Below are 21,012 nucleotides of genomic sequence, written 5' to 3' on the forward strand. Positions count from 1 at the left end.
GTCTTTTAAAAAATTTGCTGTAAGACGTGGCGGACGCTTTCCTGCCAGGGCGGGAGCCGCAAACCGAAGGTATTGCGGAAGCGGCTGGTGTCGAGCCTGGAATTGGCCGGCCGTTTGGCCGGAGTCGGGTACTGCGCGGTCGTGAGCGGCATGACTGTCTCTGGACTTGCCTTGAGCGCCTGGCCCGCAGTCAGCGCTTCACCAATGACGAAGCGCGCATAGTCGCACCAGCTGGTTTCGCCTGATGCGGCGACGTGGTAGGTTCCGTATGGGAACCCATCCGCGCCTTTGCGCTGGTACTGTCGGACCAGGTGTGCCGTCAGGTCAGCCAGCACGGCTGCCGAAGTTGGGGCGCCGAACTGGTCCGCTACGACGTTCAGCTGCTCGCGTTCGGCAGCGAGACGCAACATGGTTTTCGCAAAGTTGCCCCCATGTGCCCCCACCACCCAGCTGGTGCGCATGATCAGGTGGCGAGGATTGGCCCTGACCAGCGCCACCTCCCCCGCGTATTTGGTGCTGCCGTACACGCTTTGCGGGTCGGGCTGGTCATCCTCCGAATAATGACCATCCTTGCTGCCACTGAACACATAGTCCGTCGAAAAGTGCACGACCAGTGCGCCAAGGCGCGCGGCTTCTTCCCCGAGAACGCCGGGTGCCCTGGCGTTCACGGCAAATGCAGTGGCTTCGTCGGCCTCGGCCTTGTCCACGGCGGTGTAGGCGGCTGGATTGACGATGACGTCCGGTGCGACACGCCTTACCAGTTCACGGATTGCCTCGACGTCGGTCAAGTTGCAATTTCCATGACCGACGGCAATGACTTCGCCAAGCGGCGCCAGCGCACGCTGCAACTCGAAGCCAACCTGGCCATTCCTGCCTGTGACGAGGATTTTCAATTCATGCTCCGTACTGCTTGCCGACCCACTCGCGGTAGGCTCCGCTGGTCACATTCTGCGCCCACGCCTGGTTGTCGAGATACCAGCGCACGGTCTTGCGGATGCCCGTCTCGAAGGTTTCCGCGGGCTTCCATCCAAGTTCACGCTCGAGCTTGGTGGCATCGATCGCATAGCGACGGTCATGTCCGGGACGGTCCGTTACGAAGGTGACCTGGGTCTTGTACGACGCGCCGTCGGTGCGCGGGCTGAGTTCATCGAGGATATCGCACAAAGTGCCGACGACCTCGAGATTGGCTTTTTCATTCCATCCGCCCACATTGTAGACCTCGCCCAGCTTGCCCGCTTCGAGCACGCGGCGGATGGCAGAGCAATGGTCTTTTACGTACAGCCAGTCACGGATCTGCTGTCCGTCGCCATAGATCGGCAGTGGCTTGCCTCCCAGCGCATTCTGGATGCACAGAGGGATCAGCTTTTCCGGGAAATGGTATGGCCCGTAGTTATTCGAACAGTTCGTCGTCAGCACCGGCAAGCCATAGGTGTGGTGATAGGCGCGCACCAGATGGTCACTGGCAGCTTTGCTAGCCGAATACGGACTGTTGGGCTCGTAACGGTTGGTTTCGCGGAACGCTGGATCGTCCTTGCCAAGCGAGCCATAGACCTCGTCGGTCGACACATGCAGGAAGCGGAATGCCAACTTCTCCTGCGCCGGCAGGGCGCTCCAGTACTCGCGTACCGCTTCCAGCAGGTGGAAGGTACCGACGATATTCGTCTGGATGAAGTCTTCCGGCCCGTGGATGCTGCGGTCGACGTGGCTTTCGGCAGCGAAGTTCACGATCGCGCGCGGCCGGTGCTGCTTGAGCAGTTGCCGGAGCAGGCCGACGTCGCCGATATCACCATGGACGAAGATATGGTTCGGATTGTTGCGCAGGCTAGCCAGGTTCTCCAGGTTGCCTGCATAGGTCAACTTGTCGAGGTTGACGACTGCCTCATCGGACACCGTAAACCAGTCAAGCACGAAGTTACTGCCAATAAACCCAGCACCGCCGGTCGTTAAAATCATGTAGGGATACTCCAAATAGCTGCGATAGCGCGTTGGTAAGCTGCAGACCTTGTTTGTTCAATACCGAACACGCATGGTTCATGCAAAACACGACAATTTTAAATAAGAGTGGAACTTCCAGACAGCAAATCATTGTTACCGCGACGCGATTTCAGCGATAAAGTCGGGAATACGTGTCATACAGACAGTCAATAGCTGCCGCTCCATGCCACACTGAGCGACTTCGGCCCTGGACTGACAGCGAAGTGCGAGCGCGGATTGTCGCGCTGCGCCTGCCATAGCCAACTACCCACGGCATAGCCGAGCACGCCACCGGCGACCACATCCGATACCCAGTGCTGGCGTCCAGCGCTGCGGCCCAGCGAGCCCGCGGCGGCCAGGCCGTACAGCCATGGGACATCGTATTCCTGGGCGAAGGGCGTTACGGCGGCAAATGCCATGGCGCTGTGGTTTGACGGGAAGGACGCGTCCGAGCGCTTTAACGCCCGGCTCCACTGTCCCAGCTCTTCATGCGGACGCGCACGGCCGACCAAGCGCTTAGTCGCCATCGACAGTGCGGCGGCGCCAACGACGGACTCCAGCGAGATGATACCGATGTTCTGCATCCGCGCATCGCCGAACGCCACCGCACCGGCGGCCGCGCCAACCAATACTGCAGGCATTGCCTTGCCGGCCTTGTCCCACGCTTCCGTGACGCGCGACCCGGCATGCTTCTTCATGAAGCGGTCAACAGGCTTATCCAGCAAGGCGCCGCCTAGGATCGCTCCACCGGCAAGCATCGTTCCATTGGCCCATTGTGGCAGCGTCGGCGTCGTGGATACCGATTGCTCGAGGCGCCAGCGGAAGGCTGGCCACGGGCTTGCCATCGCACGCACCGGTGGGTTCACCGCAGCAAGGCCCTGCTCGTCGCGGCGCTCGGCAAAGTTACCCAGGCCGTCGTAGGTCGTCAGGTCCCTGCGCGGCTGCTCCATCAGGTCGTACAGGTCGCCAGGACTCGCCACCATCTGGCCGACGTCGCGCGTCCACGGTGCAAGAGCGAATCCGGCCACCACCTGGGAATCCGTTGGCAGCATGATGTTCAATGGTACCGATAGGAATATGCCCTTGTCATTGTAAGGATCGCTCGGCGAGCCTGGGCTGGTAATGTCCTTGCCATTGGTCTTCGTGAACCAAACCCCGATCTCGGTGCCGGACTGGAAGCGACGCTTAAACTCCATGCGCACCCCTTTGTCCTTAGCCAAGAAGCGCCCTGCTCGCGCCGTCGCAGTAATATCGTAAGGGAGCTTGTAATGCATTGCACCGAGTGCGGTAACGGTCTTGTAGTCGCGCTTGTCGAACCACCCCTTAAATCCACGTTGCTGAAGCGCATCAACCGTCAGGTCAGCAGCCCAGCGGCTGTCTTTAGGAAAGTACAGAACCTGGCCGCCCACGCCACGGTACATCTCTTCATAAAAACCGGCAGATGCACGCGCGTACATGCGCTCATCCAGCATTATGTATTTGTTGATGAGCAGACGATTCACTTTTAACCTGCTCGCGCGCTTATATTCGGCGATGTCCGTGCGTACGTGGGGCAGCAAACTGTTTGATGGCTGGGTTACACCAGAAATATTCTCGAGCAAGCTCAGCCTGAACGCAGTGTTTAGATAAGTACCTTCGGACAGACGCTTATCGTAATTGGCGGCTGCAGCGATCTCATAACGTAAAGCACCGCTCGGATCGTTGAAAAAGAAACCTATCTTCGGCACTATTTTGAATCGATTTGCTTCGCGGTCCTCTGAAACAACCTGAACCATATTTCCGTCTCGACCTACCTGCACCGCTAAGCCACTTCCCTCGTGAGCGATAGACGCAAGCAAGCCGTCCCGGTCACTATCCACCTTGTCTGCGGGGCTTGAGTATCGCACCAAAACGGTCTGCAGGAAGTATTCTCGGTCTACTAGGCCACTTAAATAGTCGGTCAAGCGACCAAGGTCGAAAAACTCGTAAGTGGCAACTGGCTGCTCTACTTTAGTATAGGTCACGTGAATCGCATGCGTGCCCTCCGGCGCGAACGCGAGCGCTGTACGCGCGGCACGTCCTACCGCACGTCCCATATTCGCGATGCGGTTGTTGGTCAAGGAAACTTTGAGTGACCTTCCGTCCAGCTCAACACGGACATTCCTGAAATCCTGCTGGACTAACGCCTCCACCAGTTCGTCCCCATAGCCAGCATCCCGCCATGCGGCGATCGGAACCTGTCCAGCTACCTTTTTCGCTTTGTACGGCACCGGTTCATACAATTTAGGTATGAATTCGCGTTCGGAGAACGGAATGCTGAGATAGGCGTTCGCACTAAAATGGTCGCGGTGGCGGGCTACCTGGGCGCCAAGCCATCCCCAGCGATATTCGAGTCCCACCGCCGGCCCCTTGCTCCTCTTTCCGGCAAACGTCCGGTCCGCGAGATAGTCCTTGGAATAATCGTTGGCATCATACTCGGCGACCACTGCCCACTGAGGCGCCGCGAGCGGAGCCCAGCGGAGGCCGGCAAAAAGGCCTTCCGGGCGCTTGAAACCATAGCCAACACTCGCTTCAAGATTCCGGGCGGAGCCAAAGGTCTTGGTGGCGACGATATATTTACCGGTGAAGAGCTCCGTGCCCAGCAGGTCAGTGCTTCCCACCGCCACGGAAGGTAGCCACGTGTTCTCCTGCAATAAGCGAACCTTGACGTCCGCCACCTTGTCCTTGTAGCGGCCGTACTCGCTGCCATACTGACCAGGCACATAGGTGAACCCTGGAATGCCCGTGATGGAAACATAACGCCCAGTCACCTGCAAAAAAGGCAGCAGAGTGCTGGTCACCCAGAAGTTACCGTACGGGCTGTCGTAACTGTAACCAGCGGAAAACATCCCGTCCGGCCCGACCTCGGCATTCGGCATGTTGATGTACCCATGCTGCCCTTGCACTGAGGGGGTATTCGCACGCGCTTCCACGACACCCAGCACGAGACAACTACAACATGCGTAGCTAACGCTTCTTTTAACGAATTTGTACACGACGATTATGGCAAGGAGGGACTATTCGTTTCTCAGGCTGAAGGACGCGCCGGAGAAACGAAGAATCCCTCAGGTCAAATAAAAAGGGCGAAATCTGCTTATCCGGTCTGGCCGGCACATTGCAACAAGTGGTCGACAAAAGCACCGAGACTGACGAAAACGCCGTCCGCCATGCCAACATCATCATCGAGAGCATGTCCGCTCTCTACCAGAAAGCATTCGCCGACGCCGGCGTTTCGGCCTGCGATCACATCGGAAACCTTGTCCCCAACCAGGACCGAGCCGGCCAAGTCCAGCCCCAGATCGGATGCTGCTTTCAAGACCATGCCGGGCATGGGTTTGCGGCACTCGCATCCGTGTGGCGCATTCCAGTCGGGAGCGTGTGGGCAATGGTAGAAGGCATCCACGGTCGCGCCGGCGTCTGCCAGCTTCGCCGAGATATAATCCGTCAAGATGGCGTAATCGCTCTCGGTGTAATAGCCTCGCCCGATGCCGCTCTGATTGGTCACCACGACGACCTGCCATCCTGCTTCGTTCAAACGTCGTATGGCGTCGGGAACGCCGTCGACGAACTCGAAGTCCGCTACGCGATAAAGGTAGTTCTTTTCGACATTGATGACACCGTCACGATCCAGGAATACGCAGCGCTTAGCCATCAACGCCCATCCGTTTGCAAAAGGCAAAGTAGTCCTGAGGGACGCCGATGTCGGTAAAGTAACCCGAGACCTGGCATACCGAAACGGTGTGCCGCCGCGCCGCCTCGGTCAGCACGTCGGTCTCGAAACTGAAAGCCTCGCCGTCGACCTTGTTGGCAAAAGCCTTACGCGCGATCCGGTAATACCCGGCGTTGATCCAGCCGGGCCCATGCTGGCCTTTCTCCGAAAAGCCGACCAGCCGCTCGCTTGCGATCTGCAATGCTCCAAAGCGGCCGACGTCCGGCACCACAACGCCGAGCATGCGCACGTGTTCTAGCTGCGGCACCGAAAGAGGCGCGATCATCGACGATGCATCCCCCTCGAACAGCGTGTCGCCGTTGACCACTACGACCTCGTCGACGCCCAGGCGGTCCATGGTAAACAGAATCGCCCCTCCGGTTCCCAGTGGGGTCGCCTCTCGTACCATGGCACTGATCGCCAGCTCGGGATGGGCTTCGACGTAGTCCTCGACCTGCGAGGCGCCGCTACCGAGCGACAGGACGATCCGCTCGAACCCCTGCTTGCGCAGGTTCTTGACCAGCAGCGCCAGGAATGCCTCCCCCCCCACAGGGGCCAGGCACTTGGGTACTTCTCCGAGCACGCTTTTGATACGGCTACCTAGGCCGCCAGCGAGGACTACACAGGGCGTGGATTCCATGAACGCTCAACCTTTGAAATACATGCGCTCGACGAAACCGCACCAGTAGTGGCCAATGACGATGTGCACTTCCTGGATTCTGGCCGTCTTTGTCGACGGGACCTTTACCTCGTAATCCACAGGAGCGCCTTCGATGCCGGCCGCGCCGCACAGGCCGACCGTCTTCACACCGAGGTCACCGGCGATCTTGAAGGCTTCGATGATGTTCTTCGAGCGGCCGGACGTGGTAATACCGACGAACACGTCGCCGGGCTGAGCCTGCGCCGCGAGCTGACGGGAAAACAGTTTTTCGTAGCCATAGTCGTTACCGATCGCCGTCAGCATTGAGGTGTCCGTCGACAGCGACAGGGATGGTAAGCCAGGACGGTCGAACTCGAAACGGCTGACGAATTCCGCTGCCAGGTGCTGGGCATCGGCCGCGCTGCCGCCATTACCGGCGAAAACGACTTTCTTCCCCGAGCGATACGCTTGCAGCATCAGTTCGCCGACTTGGCAAACCTGGGCTTGGATCGCAGCATCCTCAAGCACGGCCTGCTTTACCGAGATCGAATCACGTACCGATTCCGCAAAAAAATGATTTACATGTTCCATACTGATACTCCGTGTTTTTCAAATTCAAATTCGTAAAATTGGCCGCCGCAGTCGGCGAGCGCCCTGCGCACCGCCCAGCGCGACGTCGGAGGCACGGCGATCACCATGAAACCGCCGCCGCCAGCACCCGACACCTTCAGCCCGGTCGCGCCTGCGTCGTATGCCATTTCGGCAATGGCGTCGATGGCGGAGTTTGAAATACCTGGAGCCATCTTCTTCTTCTCAAGCCACGACGAGCCAAGGACCGAGATCACGCTGTCGAGGTTATTCTTCAGCAGCGCGTTCTTCATCTCGACCGCGGACTTCTTCACGTTGTGCATCGCGTTCAAGGCCGATTCCGCCTTGGACTCGGTAGCCTGGATCTGCGACTCGATGATGCGAGCCGACTCCCGCGAGCGGCCGGTATAGAACAGCAGGAGCTGCGATTCCAGGCGCCTGAGCGTCATGAGATCGATACGCAGCGGATTGACGATAACGTGGTCGTCGGCGCCGAATTCCATGTAGTTGACGCCGCCGAATGCGGCCGAATACTGATCCTGTTTGCCGCCGGCCATGCCGCAATCAATGCGCTCGATTTCATACGCGAGATGTGCGATATCGTATTCGCCGAGCGGAATATCGAAGGCGTGGGCATAGGCCGCGACCATGGCGACGACCAAGGTCGAGGAGGAGCCGACGCCGCTTCCTGGAGGCGCGTCGGAATAAGTGATGAGCTCCACTGCGGGCGCTTCACCATTCAAGTACTCGCGATTAATCCTGTCATACACTGCATGGTGCAAGACTAGGCGACGCTCGGCGCTCGCGGTGTCGCTATTTTCTTCGACATTAAAATCGGCCGCATAAAACCGACTCGGGCCCGAATGATCGAAGATCGCCAATTGGCAATGGGTGTAGAGGCTGATAGTAACGTTAAGGATCGCACCGCCGTGAATGTCGCAGTATGGCGAAACATCAGTACCGCCGCCAGCCAAGCCAAGCCGCAATGGGGCCCGTGCATGGACTTTTTTGATAATTTTCATCGATTTACTTTACAAAGAATCTCAATGCCATAAAACTTTCGGCCAGTCGTTCGGCCCGCATGCGGGAAGGCTGCTGACACAGGCGGTAAACGCCTTCCATTCCGATCTTCTGAATGAATTTCGGAGCGCGTTTGATGTTGCCTGACACGAAGTCAAAGCTGCCGCCCACCGCCATCACGAGTGAAACTCCACGCGATTCGAGCTCGACAAATATATCTTTTATCAAAAGCTCTTGCTTTGGAGCACCGAGACCAAAAAAGATTGCGGTCGGCTTCACCTCGTCGATTACCTCGAACAGGCGTGCAAGCCATTCACGCGACATCGGATAGCCAGAAAACTCCGGCGAGAATCCGAAAACTTCACCACCGTACAGCTCTTTCAAACGCAGCACGGAGCCGGTATTCGAATGCTCGCTGCCGCCGATCAGCAGCAGTCTGCCTTGGTTTCGGGCGACCTCGGAAGAAATACGGTAGACGAGGTCGGAACCGCTCAGTTTCTGGTAGCTCCTGGTGCCTTTGAAAAAGGCGCGAATATTGACCGCCCACTGGAGAATCTGCCCGTCGACGACGCAAGTGCCGACCTTGAGCGCGTGTCTAAAATCGTCGCGCTGGTTGGCCAAGCCCACCAACTGGGCATTGACCGGAAAGATGACCTGCAGCCGTCCGCCCTTGAAAATTTCCGGCAGCGCCGGACTAAGCTCAATTACCGAAAATTTCATTGTTCAACCTCAGTTCCTAGTTTTGCGTTCACCCGCGTGAAAAATTGCGACTGCCAGTCGGAAGCGCTCCTGCTAATTCCGTCCTTGATCCCGCTGAAGGTGGCGCAAATGCAGGCGCCATTCCGGGTTTTCAGATAGCACGCCAACAGCAGCCATGCCGCCGTGACGAGGGGCGAGCCCTTCCTGATTTTCTTCAGATAAAGTATCGCACTCCGCGAATACATGTAATAGAAAAATGGGCTTGCCGCGCCCACGGTCGCCGAGCCTTCGTGGTAAACCTTGCTGTCCGGTGCAACTGCCAATTTGTAGCCGGCGGCCAGCGCCCGCTCCTGCCATTCCGCTTCCTCGAAATAGAGGAAAAAACTCTCTTCCATCAGTCCAATGTCGTCGATGAGCCTCCTGGACACCAGCATGCTGGCCCCCGTCAGGTAAACCAGCTGCCGTCCGAACAGCCAGCCACTCAGACCGCCGCGGCCCGGCAGGAAATTCTTGAAAAGAGCCAGCTGCTTGATCCCGGAAACCCCGCCAGCGCATTGCAGATTGCTGTCCGAGGTATTGAGCAAATAAGATCCGACCAGGCCGACCTCGGGGCGGGCCTTCATCATCGCCACCAGAGGCTGAAGCGCATCGTCCTTCACGATGGTGTCGTTATTGACGATCCAGACCACGTCATAGCCGATGCCCATGCGTTCTGCCCAGCGCAGCGCCTGGTTATTGCCGAATGCATAACCACCATTGGCCGTCGAGTCAATCACGTGAATCCCACCCCGATCCCCAACCGGCGTATCGCGGCAAAGATGGGGATATCGGGCACCGACCTGCTCTTTCAGCTTCTCGAACGATCCATCACCGGAATTGTTGTCGACAATGATGAGGTTATGTCCGGCTGTCAAGACATTGCTGACTAGTGAGTCGACACATGCCAAGGTCCGCTCTGCAGCACGCCAGTTCAGTACAACAATAAGACACTTCAAGATTCAGACCTCGATGTTAACGCGAGCAAGCCGCATACAAAAAACAATGCTGAGCAAAGCATTGAACCCACCATGTTGTTAAACACGCCCATGACTGGCACGAAAAGAAGCAGCATCAAAGCGGTACCGCCCACGCCCCCCTGGATGTTCAAGGCCTTGTGCCGAATGCCCTTGAACAGCAACCCGTAGCAGATATACGCTACCAGCCCTGAATAGCAGAGCAACTCCAGGTAAAAATTATCTATCGCATAAACGTCGCTTTCTCCCGGGATCAACGCATTTTGGGTAAGCCCTAGGCCGACGAAGGTGGCCGATGGGGTTCCCGCGAACTGCTGGTAAATCGCCAGCCATGACGCCATGCGCGTCAGCATGCTCGAACTCTCGGCACTCACCTCCAATTGCCCCGCTGCGGTTTGCGCCAGCATGATCGCTACGACGGCAATGCTCAGGATCGGGCCGAGCAAATAAATCATCGATGACAGCTTAGCCACGCGCCTGGGTGCGGCTTTATGAAGAAACATCCAGACCACCAGGATGACGTAGGCATTCCTGGTGAAGGTCATGCACGCAAGTAAATACAACGTCAGGGACATCCAGCGACTCGGCGGCAGATTGCTGTAATGCCGCAGCGCCATTAGGACGATCACCGCCATGGCGAAATCGAGGCCCGAAAAATAGGCGCCGGATAGGCGCGGCAGCGTCCAGTCACCGAAAGTCGCCGGGGAAGTCGTGGCGAACTTTTCATAAACCGTCGGGTAGGAGTCCCCCAGAATCACGACATCGAGGCCGTTGATGAAAGCGCCCAGCAAGAGCGCCCATCCAGCGACATTCAGCCAATATTCGGTGCGTCGACGGATGACCGACAGATCTCGCTCGGCAATACCGTTCGAAAAAAGACCGCCCGCAAACACGAATAGCACCGGCGAGACAAAATAAATCCATGCGGTGGCAAGATCCGAACTCTCGAAACTGCCCTTGCGATAAACGACCGTGCCAGCGAACAAAAACATCTGGACAGTAAACATCAGAACGGCAAGCAGGACGCTATGTCCAATGCGCAGCGCTCTGGAATAGAAGAGCGATGAACATAGCAGGGCAAGCGCAAAGAAGCTGTTCAATGCGCTGATCGGCAACGCCATGCCGCTTAGCTTGAAAGAGACGAGCCGAACCAGCGGCAGTACATAAAAGCCGCAAGCCAGGAATCTCACTAGTACCAACATGATATCGGTACGCCGATCTGCTGCCATTTCAGTGTCTTGTAGTCCGCAGTCTTTCGCGGTGTTTTTGAATTCGTACCTGCCCGCAGTCGAATCAGGAAGCTCGGGAAACGTCTAAATCTGACCCGAAGTCGCTCGCAAACCGGCCAATGCGGTGTTGATTGCCTTGCCCGCACTCCAGACGCTCTTTATCAGCACGCGTGGAGTCAGGCACATCAGCTTCGCCCAGTGCGGACTGATGGGAGAGGCCAGTGCAAAATCGGCGCCAAGCTGCTTCAGTTCCGGCAGGCTGATGCCGCCAACCGCATGCAGGGCAATCAGTGATTTGAAACCGAACAGTCCCGTATTGAGCCCGTGTGACCGGATTACATGATTCTGTTCTGACTCGGTAAAAAGTCTGGGGAACGATCGCACCAGTGCAGCCCAATCCCTGACAAAAACACGCAATGCGGTCTTGAGCCAGTAACTCTTCTTTTTCCTGTTAAAACAGATCGACGGCTGGCCGAGCCAAGCGCACGACGTGGGGCGAAGCGATGCATATTCGAAAATCAGGCCCAGTTGGGGGAAATTGGTCCACTGGACCCTGCGCTCCTCGGCAACCAGAAGCGATCGCGGGCCGCGACCGTAGACCGTCGCGCCGGACAGCGTCAAATACCACCCGCGGTCGACCAGAAAATCCTTGACATCCTTTCCTTCGATGGCCCGGTCGACCGGATCGTTGGCGTAGGAGTTGATAAAGATGAAGTCATGTCCCTGGTTCGCCCGCGCCAGGACCTCGGTCAGCGCGCCCGGCCTGAGGTAGAGCGAATCGCCCAGATACCAGACATAATCACTGTCGGGCATCGCCAGTGTCGCGAAAAAGTTACGGTCATGCCCTAAGCTTGGGTCGTTACGCCGGTAAAAGATGAACTCATATTCATCTTTCAGTTTCGCAACCATTGACTCGGTTTCAGAGTCTTTGCTGTCATCCGAGATATAGATGGGGATGGAATGCTCGCGGATCTCCGGGAGCATTTCCTTCAAATTCTCGTAGAGAATGGCACTTCTGTTATATGTCGGTATCGCCAGTGCGAGCCGGGAATTAGGATTTCGTAGCATACACCGCTCTAAAATACTTCCTCAGCCCTTCTCCGAGATCAAGCGGCTGATAATTTATAAGGGACTGCAGCTTGGAGATGTCCAGAACGATCTTTGTCGCATCGACCTGTCGCGCCGACTTGTACTCCACATCGGCACGCACGCCTACCAGATCTTCAATCAGGTGGATAATCTGCTTGACCGAGGAGCCTACGCCTGAGCCGACGTTGTAAGTGGCATTCCACGAGTTACGATCCACCAGAGCCGTTACCGCTGCGGCAAGGTCACCGACCCAAACAAAATCGCGGATAACGGAGCCATCTCCCCAGATCTCGATCAACTGACGGTTGACGATCTTGTCAAAAGCGACAGCGATTAGTCCCTGCTTCCTGTTGGGATTCTGATGAGGTCCATAGGGATTGGACGGGCGGACGATTATATACTCTAAACCGGCGGTGCGGGAAACAAATTCAATATACTGCTCAAATAGCATTTTTGAATAACCATAATGACTAATTGGCAGCGGTTGAATCTTTTCCTGACAAGGTCCTTCGACGGCGTCGCCATAGATAGCGCCGCCGGACGAGAAGTATAGATATTTCATCTTTCTAGAAGCGAGGTGGCTCAACAGCTGAAAAGCCGGGAGCATCATGTTCCTGAGTTCCAGATCGAAAGCCGTGTAGTCGCTCGACGGCAACAAGCTCGATGCCAGGTTCGCAACACAATCGATTTCCAGCTCATCCACGAGACGGATGATTGCTGCAGTGTCGCCGATATCGACCTCGTACTTTCCGTTAACGGGAATCGAAAGACGCCGGCTTTCGAAATTGGCGAAAGACTTGTCGAGAAGGTATACGGAATGCCCGGCATTAATCATCGCCTCTGCGAGATTGATGCCCAGAAATCCTGCACCTCCGATCAATAATACTTTCATGGGAAATGGATCTGGTTAGCGGTGTGGAAGAAGACGCGTCAGCGAAAATACGAGACAACGCCAGACAAATACGGCAAGAGCGGACGATCGTTTGATTCGCTCGCCATCGGCTAGCCAATCGCGGTCGATCGCGAGCTTTTGGACCCGTGCCGAAGTCGAAAGCAGAAGAGAATAAAAGCCGGGAACGACGCCCTCCGATATCATCCGGGAGCGCAGTTCGCGCGATTTCGTCACGAACGCACTCCTGGTTTGGGGCACCATTGATTCATTTTGCCGCATCCGGTACAGTCCGACTTTCTCGGAAACGATCGGAATATCGCCTATTGCGGCGACCCAGCGGCACCAGAATTCATAGTCGGCGATAGGAAACCAGGAAGGATCGAAACTACCGACTGACAGCGCCAGGTCCCGCCTCATTACGACGCCAAGAGTACCGCAGAATGGGTTGCCAAAGAAAAATTCGCGGGTTCCCTTGATGCGGGTTTTGCCGGCTCCTTTCGACGGGGCTGCCGTCAGCGCGTGCGCGTCCACGACACGGTCTTTCGGAATCTCTTGAGGACGATTTTCGCGCTGGTCCAGGATAGCGACCTGGAAAGCGAGAATGGGAGCCGGCTCGGCCGCTGGCTGCAGCAGGCGCGAATTGAGCTCCGCCGCGAATGCAGGTAACAGCAGGTCATCATCGTGCAGAATCGTCACGTATTTGCCGCGAGCCAGATTGATTCCCTGGTTCCAGTTCCCGAACATGCCGACATTCTCGATATTCTTGTAATAGACGAACGAGTGGTCGCGGAACCGCGATATCTCCTGCAATGCGAGGGCGTCGTTCGATGGATCGTTATCGACCACCAGCACTTCTACCGAAAAATCGAAATGGAGCGCAAAAACAGACTCCAGCGTTTCTGCAAGCAGATCGAAACGCTTGTAAGTCGGGATGGCGATCGACAGCAGTGGCACCGTGTCGCGCACCGAAGTATCCATCAAGATCCGGCTACCGGCTCTTGCAGTTCCTCGTAAATCCATTTGATTCATGTGCATAATGATTTATCCGACCCGGAAACGCTGCGTTATTACACGTAACGCGAAACAATTCGCTTCGCTCCCAGAACCAATATATTCGAAAGGCTGACCTCAAGATGCTTCACTGCTTCCAACGGCCATTTCCAGTTGTTATAGGCCAGTTGCACCGCGCCTTGTGCGATTACGATTCCCGCGATGCCGAATGGCTTGATTAATAACAAGGTCAACAAGGTGACCCCAATGCCCGAAAAGATCGCCGCGCCGACGAACGGCACCTTGTTCAGCGTGGTCAAGTAGCTCGCTGCAATGCTGTGATTCATTTCGAGCAGCATGACGATTCCCAGCATCAAGCAAAGCGGCCAAGGCAGCAAATGGTTGCGGCTCCCGATTAAGGTGAGCAGGCCGTCACCTGCAACCACGACAAAGGTCAATCCGAGCAGGAAGAAAACCCAGCTCATCAGGAAGGTTTCGCCAAGTACCTCGGCAGCGGCTTTCCGGTTATAAGACGCCTGCAGGCTGGCTAAATGCGGAAGCTGCAGCTGGCATACCACGCTCGCCATTCCGGACAACGCCATCAGCACGGTAACGGTGATGCCGTAACTTCCGGAGGCCGCCAATCCGACGAAACTCGCGGCGATAAGTACGTTACCTCGCTGTATCAGGAAAGCACCGATCTGGACCACGCCCAGGCGACCGGCGTTGTGCCAGAGTGTACGCAGGATTTCGCGTTTGCCTTCCGCCGTGATTTCAGTATTCCGCATCCGTTCGATCAAGGCGTCCTTGGTGAAATAGTGGTGAGCGGTGGCTCTTCCGACCGCGGCCGACAACAATGACGCGATCCCAAGGCCGAACAAGCCATAGCCCATCAGAAGTGCACTCACGCTAAACAACACCAGCGAACCACGGGTGAATACAGTGACTTTGCTCCATTGCGTGACGTCGCCGCGCCCCTGCAAGAAGCCGTTGATATAGGCAAAATAAAAATTGATGATCGAGCCAAGGGAGAACATTCCCCAAGCCAGAAGGGAGTGGGCAGCATCCTGATTCGGCGTCAATAAGGTCTTGATATACAGGCTTCCCAGAAGCAGCATGAAGACGCCCGCGAGGCCGGCAACCGCGCGGTACACGGTGCGTGCAGCCTCCAGCAAGCTGGCAAGCAGGACGACGTTAGTTCCCGATTCTTGGTTGGCGCGCGCCGGCAGCCCTGTTTTCGCCAGTTGCTGCGCGCCCGAGTACACATAGGCAGCATTGCGCGCGAACGTTGGCTGGAAGCCAAGTTCCAGCAATTGCGCCAGGCCGGCAAGCGCCGTAAAGACGAACCAGAGACCGAGATCTTCAGGAGAAAGGTAGCGCGCGCTTATCGGCAGCAGCAGCAGACCGCCGCCGAGATTCAGAGCTTGAGCGACATACCCCCATATCATGTCGCCCTGTGTTATTTGCCTGCCCATGACTCAAGCGTTATCTGCCGTTACCGGGCGCGTTTGAAGAATGCCGGTTTCAAACGGGATCTGCGGCTTCCACCCGGGAACGGGAGAAAAACCGGTCCATGTCGTCATGACTTCACGCGGACGGTAAGGACGTCCTCCCCAGAGGATTGGCACCTGCGTGCCCGTCGCCTGCTCGAAGGCCGCGACCAAGTCGCGCAAGCGTTGGGGCTGGCCGGACGACACGCCATAGTGAACGTTCCCCCCATCGCGCCCGCGCAACTGCGCCGCAGCCAACATGAAGGCCTCGACGACGTCATCGATATGCACGAGGTCGATCAATTGCTCCCCCTGCGACATGGCCAGGGGTTCGCGCGCGGTCGAGGTTTTCCACAGCAGCGCGATCAGCTTCGAGCGCCAGTCGTAGGGGCCATACGTATCGAACAGCACCAGAGTCGTGGCAACCAGGCCGTGGGCCTCGACGTAGTAGGCCAGCAGGCATTCGAATGCCTGCTTGGTCGCCGCGTATAGGTTGACGGGGTTGTACTCGTGGTTTTCGTAGTGCTGCCATGAGGTGCCGGTATTCACCAGATGACGCACGCCATTGCGTGCCATGGCCTCCACGAGCTGAGTCGAGAACAGGACGTTGGAACGCACCAGGAGCTCGACATCCGCCACAGTGTGCTGCGCCAGGAAAAGCGATGCCAAGTGAAAAACGACTGTCGGCGCTGCCGCATTGACGATGGCCACCATGTCTTCGGTGCTGCCGTCGTGCTCGTGGCAGACGACTGTTTCCTGTGCCGGGCCAAGCACTTTAGTATCGCTGCCCGGCCGGATGATGAGGTGCACATTCCAGCCATCTGCAACCAGGCGGCGAACCAGCATGGCGCCGACATAGCCGGTGCCGCCCGTCACCAGTGCACGTTTCGCGTCGCGTTCATTCATAGGTAAAGGGGCTTTCAAACTCGGAAAACGGATTGAAACGCGCATCGCGTTCCGACAGGATTGGCGTGTCGGTCGGCCAGTCCACATTCACCGACGACCAGAGTATGCCGGAATCGTTTTCCGGCGAATACACTGTGCTCACTTTGTAGACGAGCGTCGCCGTCTCGCTGACGGCACAAAATCCGTGCGCAAGTCCCTTCGGGATATACAGATAATTGCCCGCCTCCGCGCTGAGAGTGAACGTCGCCGCTTGCCCGTAGGTTGGCGAACCGACCCGCAGGTCAAGGACGACGTCGAATACTTCGCCCTGCACGCAGTAGACCATCTTGACGTGGTCCGCAGGCGGCGTCTGGAAGTGCATCCCTCGGATAACGTCTTTGCGCGAGTGCGAATAGTACTCTTCGGTAAACTCGGTCGTCAGGCCCAGTTCGCGAAAGGCATCTGCGTGAAATACCTTCACAAAACTACCGCGCGCATCGTGCATGACGCGCGGCAGCACCTCATGGCATCCTGGGATGAATGAAGGTTTGAGCGTGAACATCAGAAATTCAGACCGAAGAACTCTTCGAGCTTGGCAACGATGTAATCCAGGTGCGCGGTGGTCAAGCCCGGGAACGTACCCAGCCAGAAGGTCTGGTTCATCACGACGTCGGTGTTCGTGAGCTCACCGCTGACGCGATAATTGCGTCCGATCATGTAAGGCTGGCGAATCAAGTTGCCGGCGAAGAGCAGACGCGTCGCGATCTTGTTTTGTTCCAGGTAATTCAGTAGGTCAACACGCTTGACGCCGGCGGTTTCCTTCAGGACGACCGGGAAACCGAACCAGGACGGATCGGAATTCGGCGTCGCTTCCGGCAGGTGTAGGAACTGTTCGCACGATTGCATGCGCTCCTTCAGGTAATTGAAGTTTGCCTTGCGCGTAGCGATGAACTCGTCGACGCGGTCGAGCTGGGCTAGCGCGCACGCCGCCTGCATATCGGTGATCTTCAGGTTGTAACCGAGGTGGCTGTAAGTGTACTTGTGGTCGTAGCCTTCCGGCAGGTCGCCCAGCTTCCAGCAGAATCGCTTGTCGCAGGTATTGTCCTTCCCCGGCGGGCAATAGCAGTCGCGGCCCCAATCGCGGAACGATTCGGCGATCAACTTTAGTTCCGAGTTGTTGGTGAATACGGCACCGCCCTCGCCCATGGTAATGTGGTGGGCGGGGTAGAAGCTTAGCGTAGCGATATCGCCAAAGGTGCCGACGAGTTGGCCGTTGTAGGTCGCGCCGAGCGCATCGCAGCAGTCCTCGATCAGCCAAAGATTGTATTTCTTGCAGATTGCCGTGACGACGTCGAGGTTGAACGGATTGCCCAGCGAGTGCGCCAGCATGATGGCCTTGGTCTTGGGCGAGATCGCCGCTTCGATTTTGCTTGCATCGATGTTATGGGTCGCGAGGTCCACGTCAACGAACACCGGCACCGCGCCGAACTGGAGGATCGGGTTAACCGTAGTCGGGAAGCCTGCTGCGACCCCGATCACTTCGTCGCCCGGCTTGATGGCGCGCTCGCCCAGCTTCGAGGAGGTGAGGGTCGAGAAGGCGACGAGGTTGGCCGACGATCCGGAATTGACAGTAATCAGGTGTTTGACGCCGAGGTATTTCGCGAGTCGCTCTTCAAACATGGCGTTGAAGCGACCGGTGGTGAGCCAGCCGTCCAGGCTGGCTTCGACCATGTTCTGGAGCTCAGCGGCGCCGATCACTTTGCCGGATACCGGCACTGGCGTTCGTCCGGGAACGAAAGCCTGTGGGGCATAGACGATGTCCGCATACTGCTGCACCAGATCGGCGATCTCCTTGCGAATCGCGTTCGGAGATTTCGGCATAAATTGAATGTTCGAGGTAGTCATATTTTTTAAGCAGGCAAACTAGCGTTTTGATATTGTGAAATTTGTTGAAGGCACTTAGCTCGGATGTCAGCCTTGTCGAGCCATGCATGGTGCCATTCGACGATGTGTCCAAGTGCGGTCGCGAGATGCCAGCGCGGCTGCCATCCCAGCTTCGCTCTTGCCTTGGAAATATCCAGCTTCAGGTAGTGGGCTTCGTGGGGATGCTGACCTTCGTCCAACTGCCATGCGGCCTCGCCGCCCCAGCTGCGGACCATATGCTCCACGATCCACTGGACGGGCCGCGCATCGTCGTCGTGCGGACCGAAATTCCAGCCGTCGGCGAAAGCCTGGCCTTCCTGATACAGGCGCTCGGCGAGCGCAAGATAGCCGGCCAAGGGTTCGAGAACGTGCTGCCATGGCCGCGTGGAATGCGGATTACGGATGATCACTGGCTCGCTCTTCTCGAACGCACGCAGGATATCCGGGACCAGACGGTTCGCGGCCCAATCGCCGCCACCGATGACATTGCCGGCGCGCGCGGAAGCCAGCGCGATATCGGATTGCTGGAAGAAGGAACGGCGATAAGCGCTGGTGACCAGTTCCGAGCACCCTTTGCTATTGCTGTAGGGGTCATAGCCACCCATGGGTTCATCCTCACGGTAGCCCCACAGCCATTCCTTGTTCTCGTAACACTTGTCCGTCGTGACATTGACAATCGCGCGTGCGCTGCCGACCTGACGAGCGGCCTCGAGCACGTGCACTGTCCCCATGACGTTGGTCGCATAGGTCTCGACAGGGTGCTGGTAGGAGTAACGCACCAAGGGCTGGGCGGCCATGTGGATAATGATCTCCGGCTTGCAGTCTTCCATCGCGGACAGCACCGTCGCGTAATCGCGGATGTCGCCGATAATGCTGGTCATCCCGATAACGACGTTCGCTTCCTCGAACAGGGCCGGTGAAGTCGGCGCCGCAAGCGCCAAGCCATGAAGCTCAGCTCCCATCGACTGCAGCCACAGGCTAAGCCAGCTGCCCTTGAAGCCGGTATGCCCGGTCAGGAGAACGCGTTTGCCGTGCCAAAAATCAGGATTGACGCTCATGATCAGTCCCACTTCTTCCAAGGTGCTTTTCCGCTCGTCCACAGGCCTTCCAGGTGAATCTTGTCGCGCAAGGTGTCCATCGGCTGCCAGAATCCATGGTGTTCGTAGGCCATCAGCTGGCCCATTTCCGCCAGATCCGACAAGGGCTCCTGCTCCCAGATCGTGGCATCGCCCTTCTTGATGAACTCAAGGACTTTCGGGGAAAGCACAAAAAATCCGCCGTTGATCATGGCGCCATCGCCCTTCGGTTTCTCCTTGAAACTCTTGACCTGCGATTCCACAATATCCAGCGCGCCGAAGCGGCCGGGTGGATACGTGGCGGTCAGGGTCGCCCACTTCTTGTGCTTCCGATGGAACTCGATGGTCGCGCTGATATCGATGTCCCCGACGCCGTCGCCATAGGTAAAGCAGAACGCTTCCTCGTTCTTCAGGTAGTCGCCCACGCGCGCCAGTCGGCCGCCGGTCATCGACTCGTCGCCGGTGTCCACCAGCGTCACTCTCCAGGACTCGGCGCGCTTTTCGCGCACGTGCATCTCATTCGCCTGCATATCGAAGGTCACGTCGGACATGTGGAGGAAATAGTTCGCGAAGTATTCCTTGATAACGTAACCCTTGTAGCCACAGCAGATGATGAAATCGTGGATGCCGTGATGCGAGTACATCTTCATGATGTGCCAGAGAATCGGCTTGCCGCCGATTTCCACCATAGGCTTGGGCCGGGTGGAGGTCTCTTCACTCAAGCGCGTACCAAGTCCCCCTGCGAGAATGACTGCTTTCATATAAATATCCTAATTTGCTGAATTGGGCGCTGAACAAACAAATGCGTCGGAATAAAATCTATTGGCGGGCAAGCCGGCGCTTGCCACGCGGTCCTGGGCGCTACGGATCATGGCGTCCGACCCGCAGGCATACACCGACGCGTTGGTCAGGTCGGGCTGCAAGCCGAGCAGCACGTCCTGCACGTAGCCCCTCTTTCCGGTCCAGCCATGATCGGCGCGCGAGAGCACTGGCACGTAACGGTGATCGCCGCTCATCGCCTCGATGTCGATGTACAGGTCGGTCGGCACGCGTCCACCCCACAGCACCGTCACCGACTTCGGGCGCTGCTCCGATGCGAGTCCGGGTATCGTCTCGAGTATTGCCTTTACAGGTGCAATGCCCGTGCCCGTGGCCAAAAAGACCAGGTCAAGACCCGCCGTCTGGCGCAGGAAGAACGTACCTAGCGGACCGTTCAGTCGAATCAGGTCGTTGACCTTGGCCTGGCCGAACCAGTAAGCACTCATGGAGCCGCCTTCGACAGCACGGATGTGTAGTTCGAGCGTCTTGCTACCCGCGTCCGCGCTAGCGAGCGAATAACTGCGACGCAGGCCTTCAGGACCGATAACGTCGATGTACTGGCCCGGCAGGAAATTGAACTCGGCCGTAGGCGGCATGCGCAGGATGACGCGCAGAACATCCGGCGCCAGTTTTTCGAGGCTGCTGATACGGCATGGGAGGGTTTTCACCACAGGCAGCTCGATACCGCCCAGGTCCTCGGACTCGAGCACCACGTCGGCACTCGCCGAACGCACGCAACTCAGAATCCAGCCTTGGGCCCTTTCCTCTGCGGACAGTCCGATTTCGGCTTGCAGTGCAGTCGTTTCACCCTCGAGTACCTTGCATTTGCAGGTACTGCAGCGGCCCGATTTGCAGCTGTAGGGCATGAATACGTTGGCTTTTGCAGCGGCATCCAGGATTGAAGCGCCGGGCTGGACCTCGAAACGGGTTCCGGAACTTAGAATGATTTCCGCCATGG

At 57.4% G+C, this 21,012-nt stretch carries 20 protein-coding genes; all 20 read right to left on the minus strand.

What is annotated here, in order from left to right:
• Nucleotides 1-5 precede the first annotated feature (5 nt).
• Complete coding sequence (gene rfbD / locus MA09_RS00960) at nucleotides 6-893, minus strand: dTDP-4-dehydrorhamnose reductase (protein ID WP_036244494.1); 888 nt, start codon at nucleotides 891-893, stop codon at nucleotides 6-8.
• A gap of 1 nt (nucleotide 894) precedes the next feature.
• On the minus strand, nucleotides 895-1,953 hold the full coding sequence (gene rfbB, locus MA09_RS00965; RefSeq protein ID WP_036244839.1) for a dTDP-glucose 4,6-dehydratase: 1,059 nt from the start codon (nucleotides 1,951-1,953) through the stop codon (nucleotides 895-897).
• A 188-nt stretch (nucleotides 1,954-2,141) separates the two neighbouring features.
• The gene (locus MA09_RS00970; protein WP_229440512.1) at nucleotides 2,142-4,988 is read right to left on the minus strand and encodes a YjbH domain-containing protein; all 2,847 of its coding nucleotides are present in this window, start codon (nucleotides 4,986-4,988) and stop codon (nucleotides 2,142-2,144) included.
• A gap of 98 nt (nucleotides 4,989-5,086) precedes the next feature.
• A complete protein-coding gene (gmhB, locus tag MA09_RS00975) occupies nucleotides 5,087-5,644 on the minus strand; it encodes a D-glycero-beta-D-manno-heptose 1,7-bisphosphate 7-phosphatase (protein ID WP_051933063.1) in 558 nt (185 codons plus the stop codon).
• The gene (locus MA09_RS00980; RefSeq protein WP_081897352.1) at nucleotides 5,637-6,341 is read right to left on the minus strand and encodes a sugar phosphate nucleotidyltransferase; all 705 of its coding nucleotides are present in this window, start codon (nucleotides 6,339-6,341) and stop codon (nucleotides 5,637-5,639) included. Before MA09_RS00980 ends, gmhB begins: the two co-directional genes overlap by 8 nt.
• A gap of 6 nt (nucleotides 6,342-6,347) precedes the next feature.
• Nucleotides 6,348-6,932, minus strand: a complete 585-nt coding sequence (locus MA09_RS00985) for an SIS domain-containing protein (RefSeq protein ID WP_036244497.1) — start codon at nucleotides 6,930-6,932, stop codon at nucleotides 6,348-6,350.
• The gene (locus MA09_RS00990; RefSeq protein ID WP_036244498.1) at nucleotides 6,920-7,951 is read right to left on the minus strand and encodes a dehydrogenase; all 1,032 of its coding nucleotides are present in this window, start codon (nucleotides 7,949-7,951) and stop codon (nucleotides 6,920-6,922) included. The genes MA09_RS00985 and MA09_RS00990 overlap by 13 nt, the downstream gene beginning before the upstream one ends.
• Nucleotides 7,952-7,955: 4 nt before the next feature.
• Entirely contained in the window at nucleotides 7,956-8,669 is a 714-nt protein-coding gene (locus tag MA09_RS00995) for a WecB/TagA/CpsF family glycosyltransferase (protein ID WP_036244500.1), read from the minus strand.
• Entirely contained in the window at nucleotides 8,666-9,643 is a 978-nt protein-coding gene (locus MA09_RS01000) for a glycosyltransferase family 2 protein (RefSeq protein ID WP_161783182.1), read from the minus strand. Before MA09_RS01000 ends, MA09_RS00995 begins: the two co-directional genes overlap by 4 nt.
• A complete protein-coding gene (locus MA09_RS01005) occupies nucleotides 9,640-10,890 on the minus strand; it encodes a hypothetical protein (RefSeq protein ID WP_152594517.1) in 1,251 nt (416 codons plus the stop codon). Before MA09_RS01005 ends, MA09_RS01000 begins: the two co-directional genes overlap by 4 nt.
• 84 nt (nucleotides 10,891-10,974) lie before the next feature.
• The gene (locus tag MA09_RS01010; protein WP_081897354.1) at nucleotides 10,975-11,958 is read right to left on the minus strand and encodes a glycosyltransferase family 2 protein; all 984 of its coding nucleotides are present in this window, start codon (nucleotides 11,956-11,958) and stop codon (nucleotides 10,975-10,977) included.
• Nucleotides 11,942-12,871 carry an NAD-dependent epimerase/dehydratase family protein gene (locus MA09_RS01015; RefSeq protein WP_081897355.1) on the minus strand — a complete coding sequence of 310 codons (930 nt, stop codon included), beginning with the start codon at nucleotides 12,869-12,871 and terminating at the stop codon, nucleotides 11,942-11,944. Before MA09_RS01015 ends, MA09_RS01010 begins: the two co-directional genes overlap by 17 nt.
• Before the next feature lie 15 nt (nucleotides 12,872-12,886).
• Nucleotides 12,887-13,849: a glycosyltransferase family 2 protein gene (locus tag MA09_RS01020; protein ID WP_051933065.1), complete on the minus strand. Its 963-nt coding sequence runs from the start codon at nucleotides 13,847-13,849 to the stop codon at nucleotides 12,887-12,889.
• 89 nt (nucleotides 13,850-13,938) lie between these two features.
• Nucleotides 13,939-15,336: an O-unit flippase-like protein gene (wzx, locus tag MA09_RS01025; protein ID WP_036244511.1), complete on the minus strand. Its 1,398-nt coding sequence runs from the start codon at nucleotides 15,334-15,336 to the stop codon at nucleotides 13,939-13,941.
• Between the two features lie 3 nt (nucleotides 15,337-15,339).
• Nucleotides 15,340-16,257 (minus strand): NAD(P)-dependent oxidoreductase, encoded by a 918-nt coding sequence (locus MA09_RS01030; protein ID WP_036244512.1) that lies wholly within the window; start codon nucleotides 16,255-16,257, stop codon nucleotides 15,340-15,342.
• A complete protein-coding gene (gene rfbC / locus MA09_RS01035) occupies nucleotides 16,250-16,798 on the minus strand; it encodes a dTDP-4-dehydrorhamnose 3,5-epimerase (protein WP_036244515.1) in 549 nt (182 codons plus the stop codon). The genes MA09_RS01030 and rfbC overlap by 8 nt, the downstream gene beginning before the upstream one ends.
• The gene (rfbH, locus tag MA09_RS01040) at nucleotides 16,798-18,141 is read right to left on the minus strand and encodes a lipopolysaccharide biosynthesis protein RfbH (protein WP_081897357.1); all 1,344 of its coding nucleotides are present in this window, start codon (nucleotides 18,139-18,141) and stop codon (nucleotides 16,798-16,800) included. The genes rfbC and rfbH overlap by 1 nt, the downstream gene beginning before the upstream one ends.
• A gap of 5 nt (nucleotides 18,142-18,146) precedes the next feature.
• Nucleotides 18,147-19,217, minus strand: coding sequence for a CDP-glucose 4,6-dehydratase (gene rfbG, locus MA09_RS01045; protein ID WP_036244519.1), 1,071 nt, complete (start codon nucleotides 19,215-19,217; stop codon nucleotides 18,147-18,149).
• A 2-nt stretch (nucleotides 19,218-19,219) separates the two neighbouring features.
• Nucleotides 19,220-19,996, minus strand: coding sequence for a glucose-1-phosphate cytidylyltransferase (rfbF, locus tag MA09_RS01050; RefSeq protein ID WP_036244521.1), 777 nt, complete (start codon nucleotides 19,994-19,996; stop codon nucleotides 19,220-19,222).
• Nucleotides 19,997-20,005: 9 nt separating this feature from the next.
• Nucleotides 20,006-21,010, minus strand: coding sequence for a 2Fe-2S iron-sulfur cluster-binding protein (locus tag MA09_RS01055; RefSeq protein ID WP_036244523.1), 1,005 nt, complete (start codon nucleotides 21,008-21,010; stop codon nucleotides 20,006-20,008).
• Nucleotides 21,011-21,012 lie beyond the last annotated feature (2 nt).

It is taken from the genome of Massilia sp. BSC265 (genome assembly GCF_000740675.1).
Lineage (GTDB): Bacteria > Pseudomonadota > Gammaproteobacteria > Burkholderiales > Burkholderiaceae_D > Telluria.

What these genes read in the sequence shown, in the direction of transcription:
- rfbG (WP_036244519.1), bottom strand. Translation starts at nt 19,217, where the DNA reads ATGAGCGTCAATCCTGATTTTTGGCACGGCAAACGCGTTCTCCTGACC.
- MA09_RS00985 (WP_036244497.1), bottom strand. Translation starts at nt 6,932, where the DNA reads ATGGAACATGTAAATCATTTTTTTGCGGAATCGGTACGTGATTCGATC.
- wzx (WP_036244511.1), bottom strand. Translation starts at nt 15,336, where the DNA reads ATGGGCAGGCAAATAACACAGGGCGACATGATATGGGGGTATGTCGCT.
- MA09_RS00980 (WP_081897352.1), bottom strand. Translation starts at nt 6,341, where the DNA reads ATGGAATCCACGCCCTGTGTAGTCCTCGCTGGCGGCCTAGGTAGCCGT.
- MA09_RS01030 (WP_036244512.1), bottom strand. Translation starts at nt 16,257, where the DNA reads ATGAATGAACGCGACGCGAAACGTGCACTGGTGACGGGCGGCACCGGC.
- MA09_RS01020 (WP_051933065.1), bottom strand. Translation starts at nt 13,849, where the DNA reads ATGGATACTTCGGTGCGCGACACGGTGCCACTGCTGTCGATCGCCATC.
- MA09_RS01005 (WP_152594517.1), bottom strand. Translation starts at nt 10,890, where the DNA reads ATGGCAGCAGATCGGCGTACCGATATCATGTTGGTACTAGTGAGATTC.
- MA09_RS00990 (WP_036244498.1), bottom strand. Translation starts at nt 7,951, where the DNA reads ATGAAAATTATCAAAAAAGTCCATGCACGGGCCCCATTGCGGCTTGGC.
- MA09_RS01015 (WP_081897355.1), bottom strand. Translation starts at nt 12,871, where the DNA reads ATGAAAGTATTATTGATCGGAGGTGCAGGATTTCTGGGCATCAATCTC.
- MA09_RS01055 (WP_036244523.1), bottom strand. Translation starts at nt 21,010, where the DNA reads ATGGCGGAAATCATTCTAAGTTCCGGAACCCGTTTCGAGGTCCAGCCC.
- rfbF (WP_036244521.1), bottom strand. Translation starts at nt 19,996, where the DNA reads ATGAAAGCAGTCATTCTCGCAGGGGGACTTGGTACGCGCTTGAGTGAA.
- MA09_RS00995 (WP_036244500.1), bottom strand. Translation starts at nt 8,669, where the DNA reads ATGAAATTTTCGGTAATTGAGCTTAGTCCGGCGCTGCCGGAAATTTTC.
- MA09_RS01010 (WP_081897354.1), bottom strand. Translation starts at nt 11,958, where the DNA reads ATGCTACGAAATCCTAATTCCCGGCTCGCACTGGCGATACCGACATAT.
- rfbC (WP_036244515.1), bottom strand. Translation starts at nt 16,798, where the DNA reads ATGTTCACGCTCAAACCTTCATTCATCCCAGGATGCCATGAGGTGCTG.
- gmhB (WP_051933063.1), bottom strand. Translation starts at nt 5,644, where the DNA reads ATGGCTAAGCGCTGCGTATTCCTGGATCGTGACGGTGTCATCAATGTC.
- rfbB (WP_036244839.1), bottom strand. Translation starts at nt 1,953, where the DNA reads ATGATTTTAACGACCGGCGGTGCTGGGTTTATTGGCAGTAACTTCGTG.
- rfbH (WP_081897357.1), bottom strand. Translation starts at nt 18,141, where the DNA reads ATGACTACCTCGAACATTCAATTTATGCCGAAATCTCCGAACGCGATT.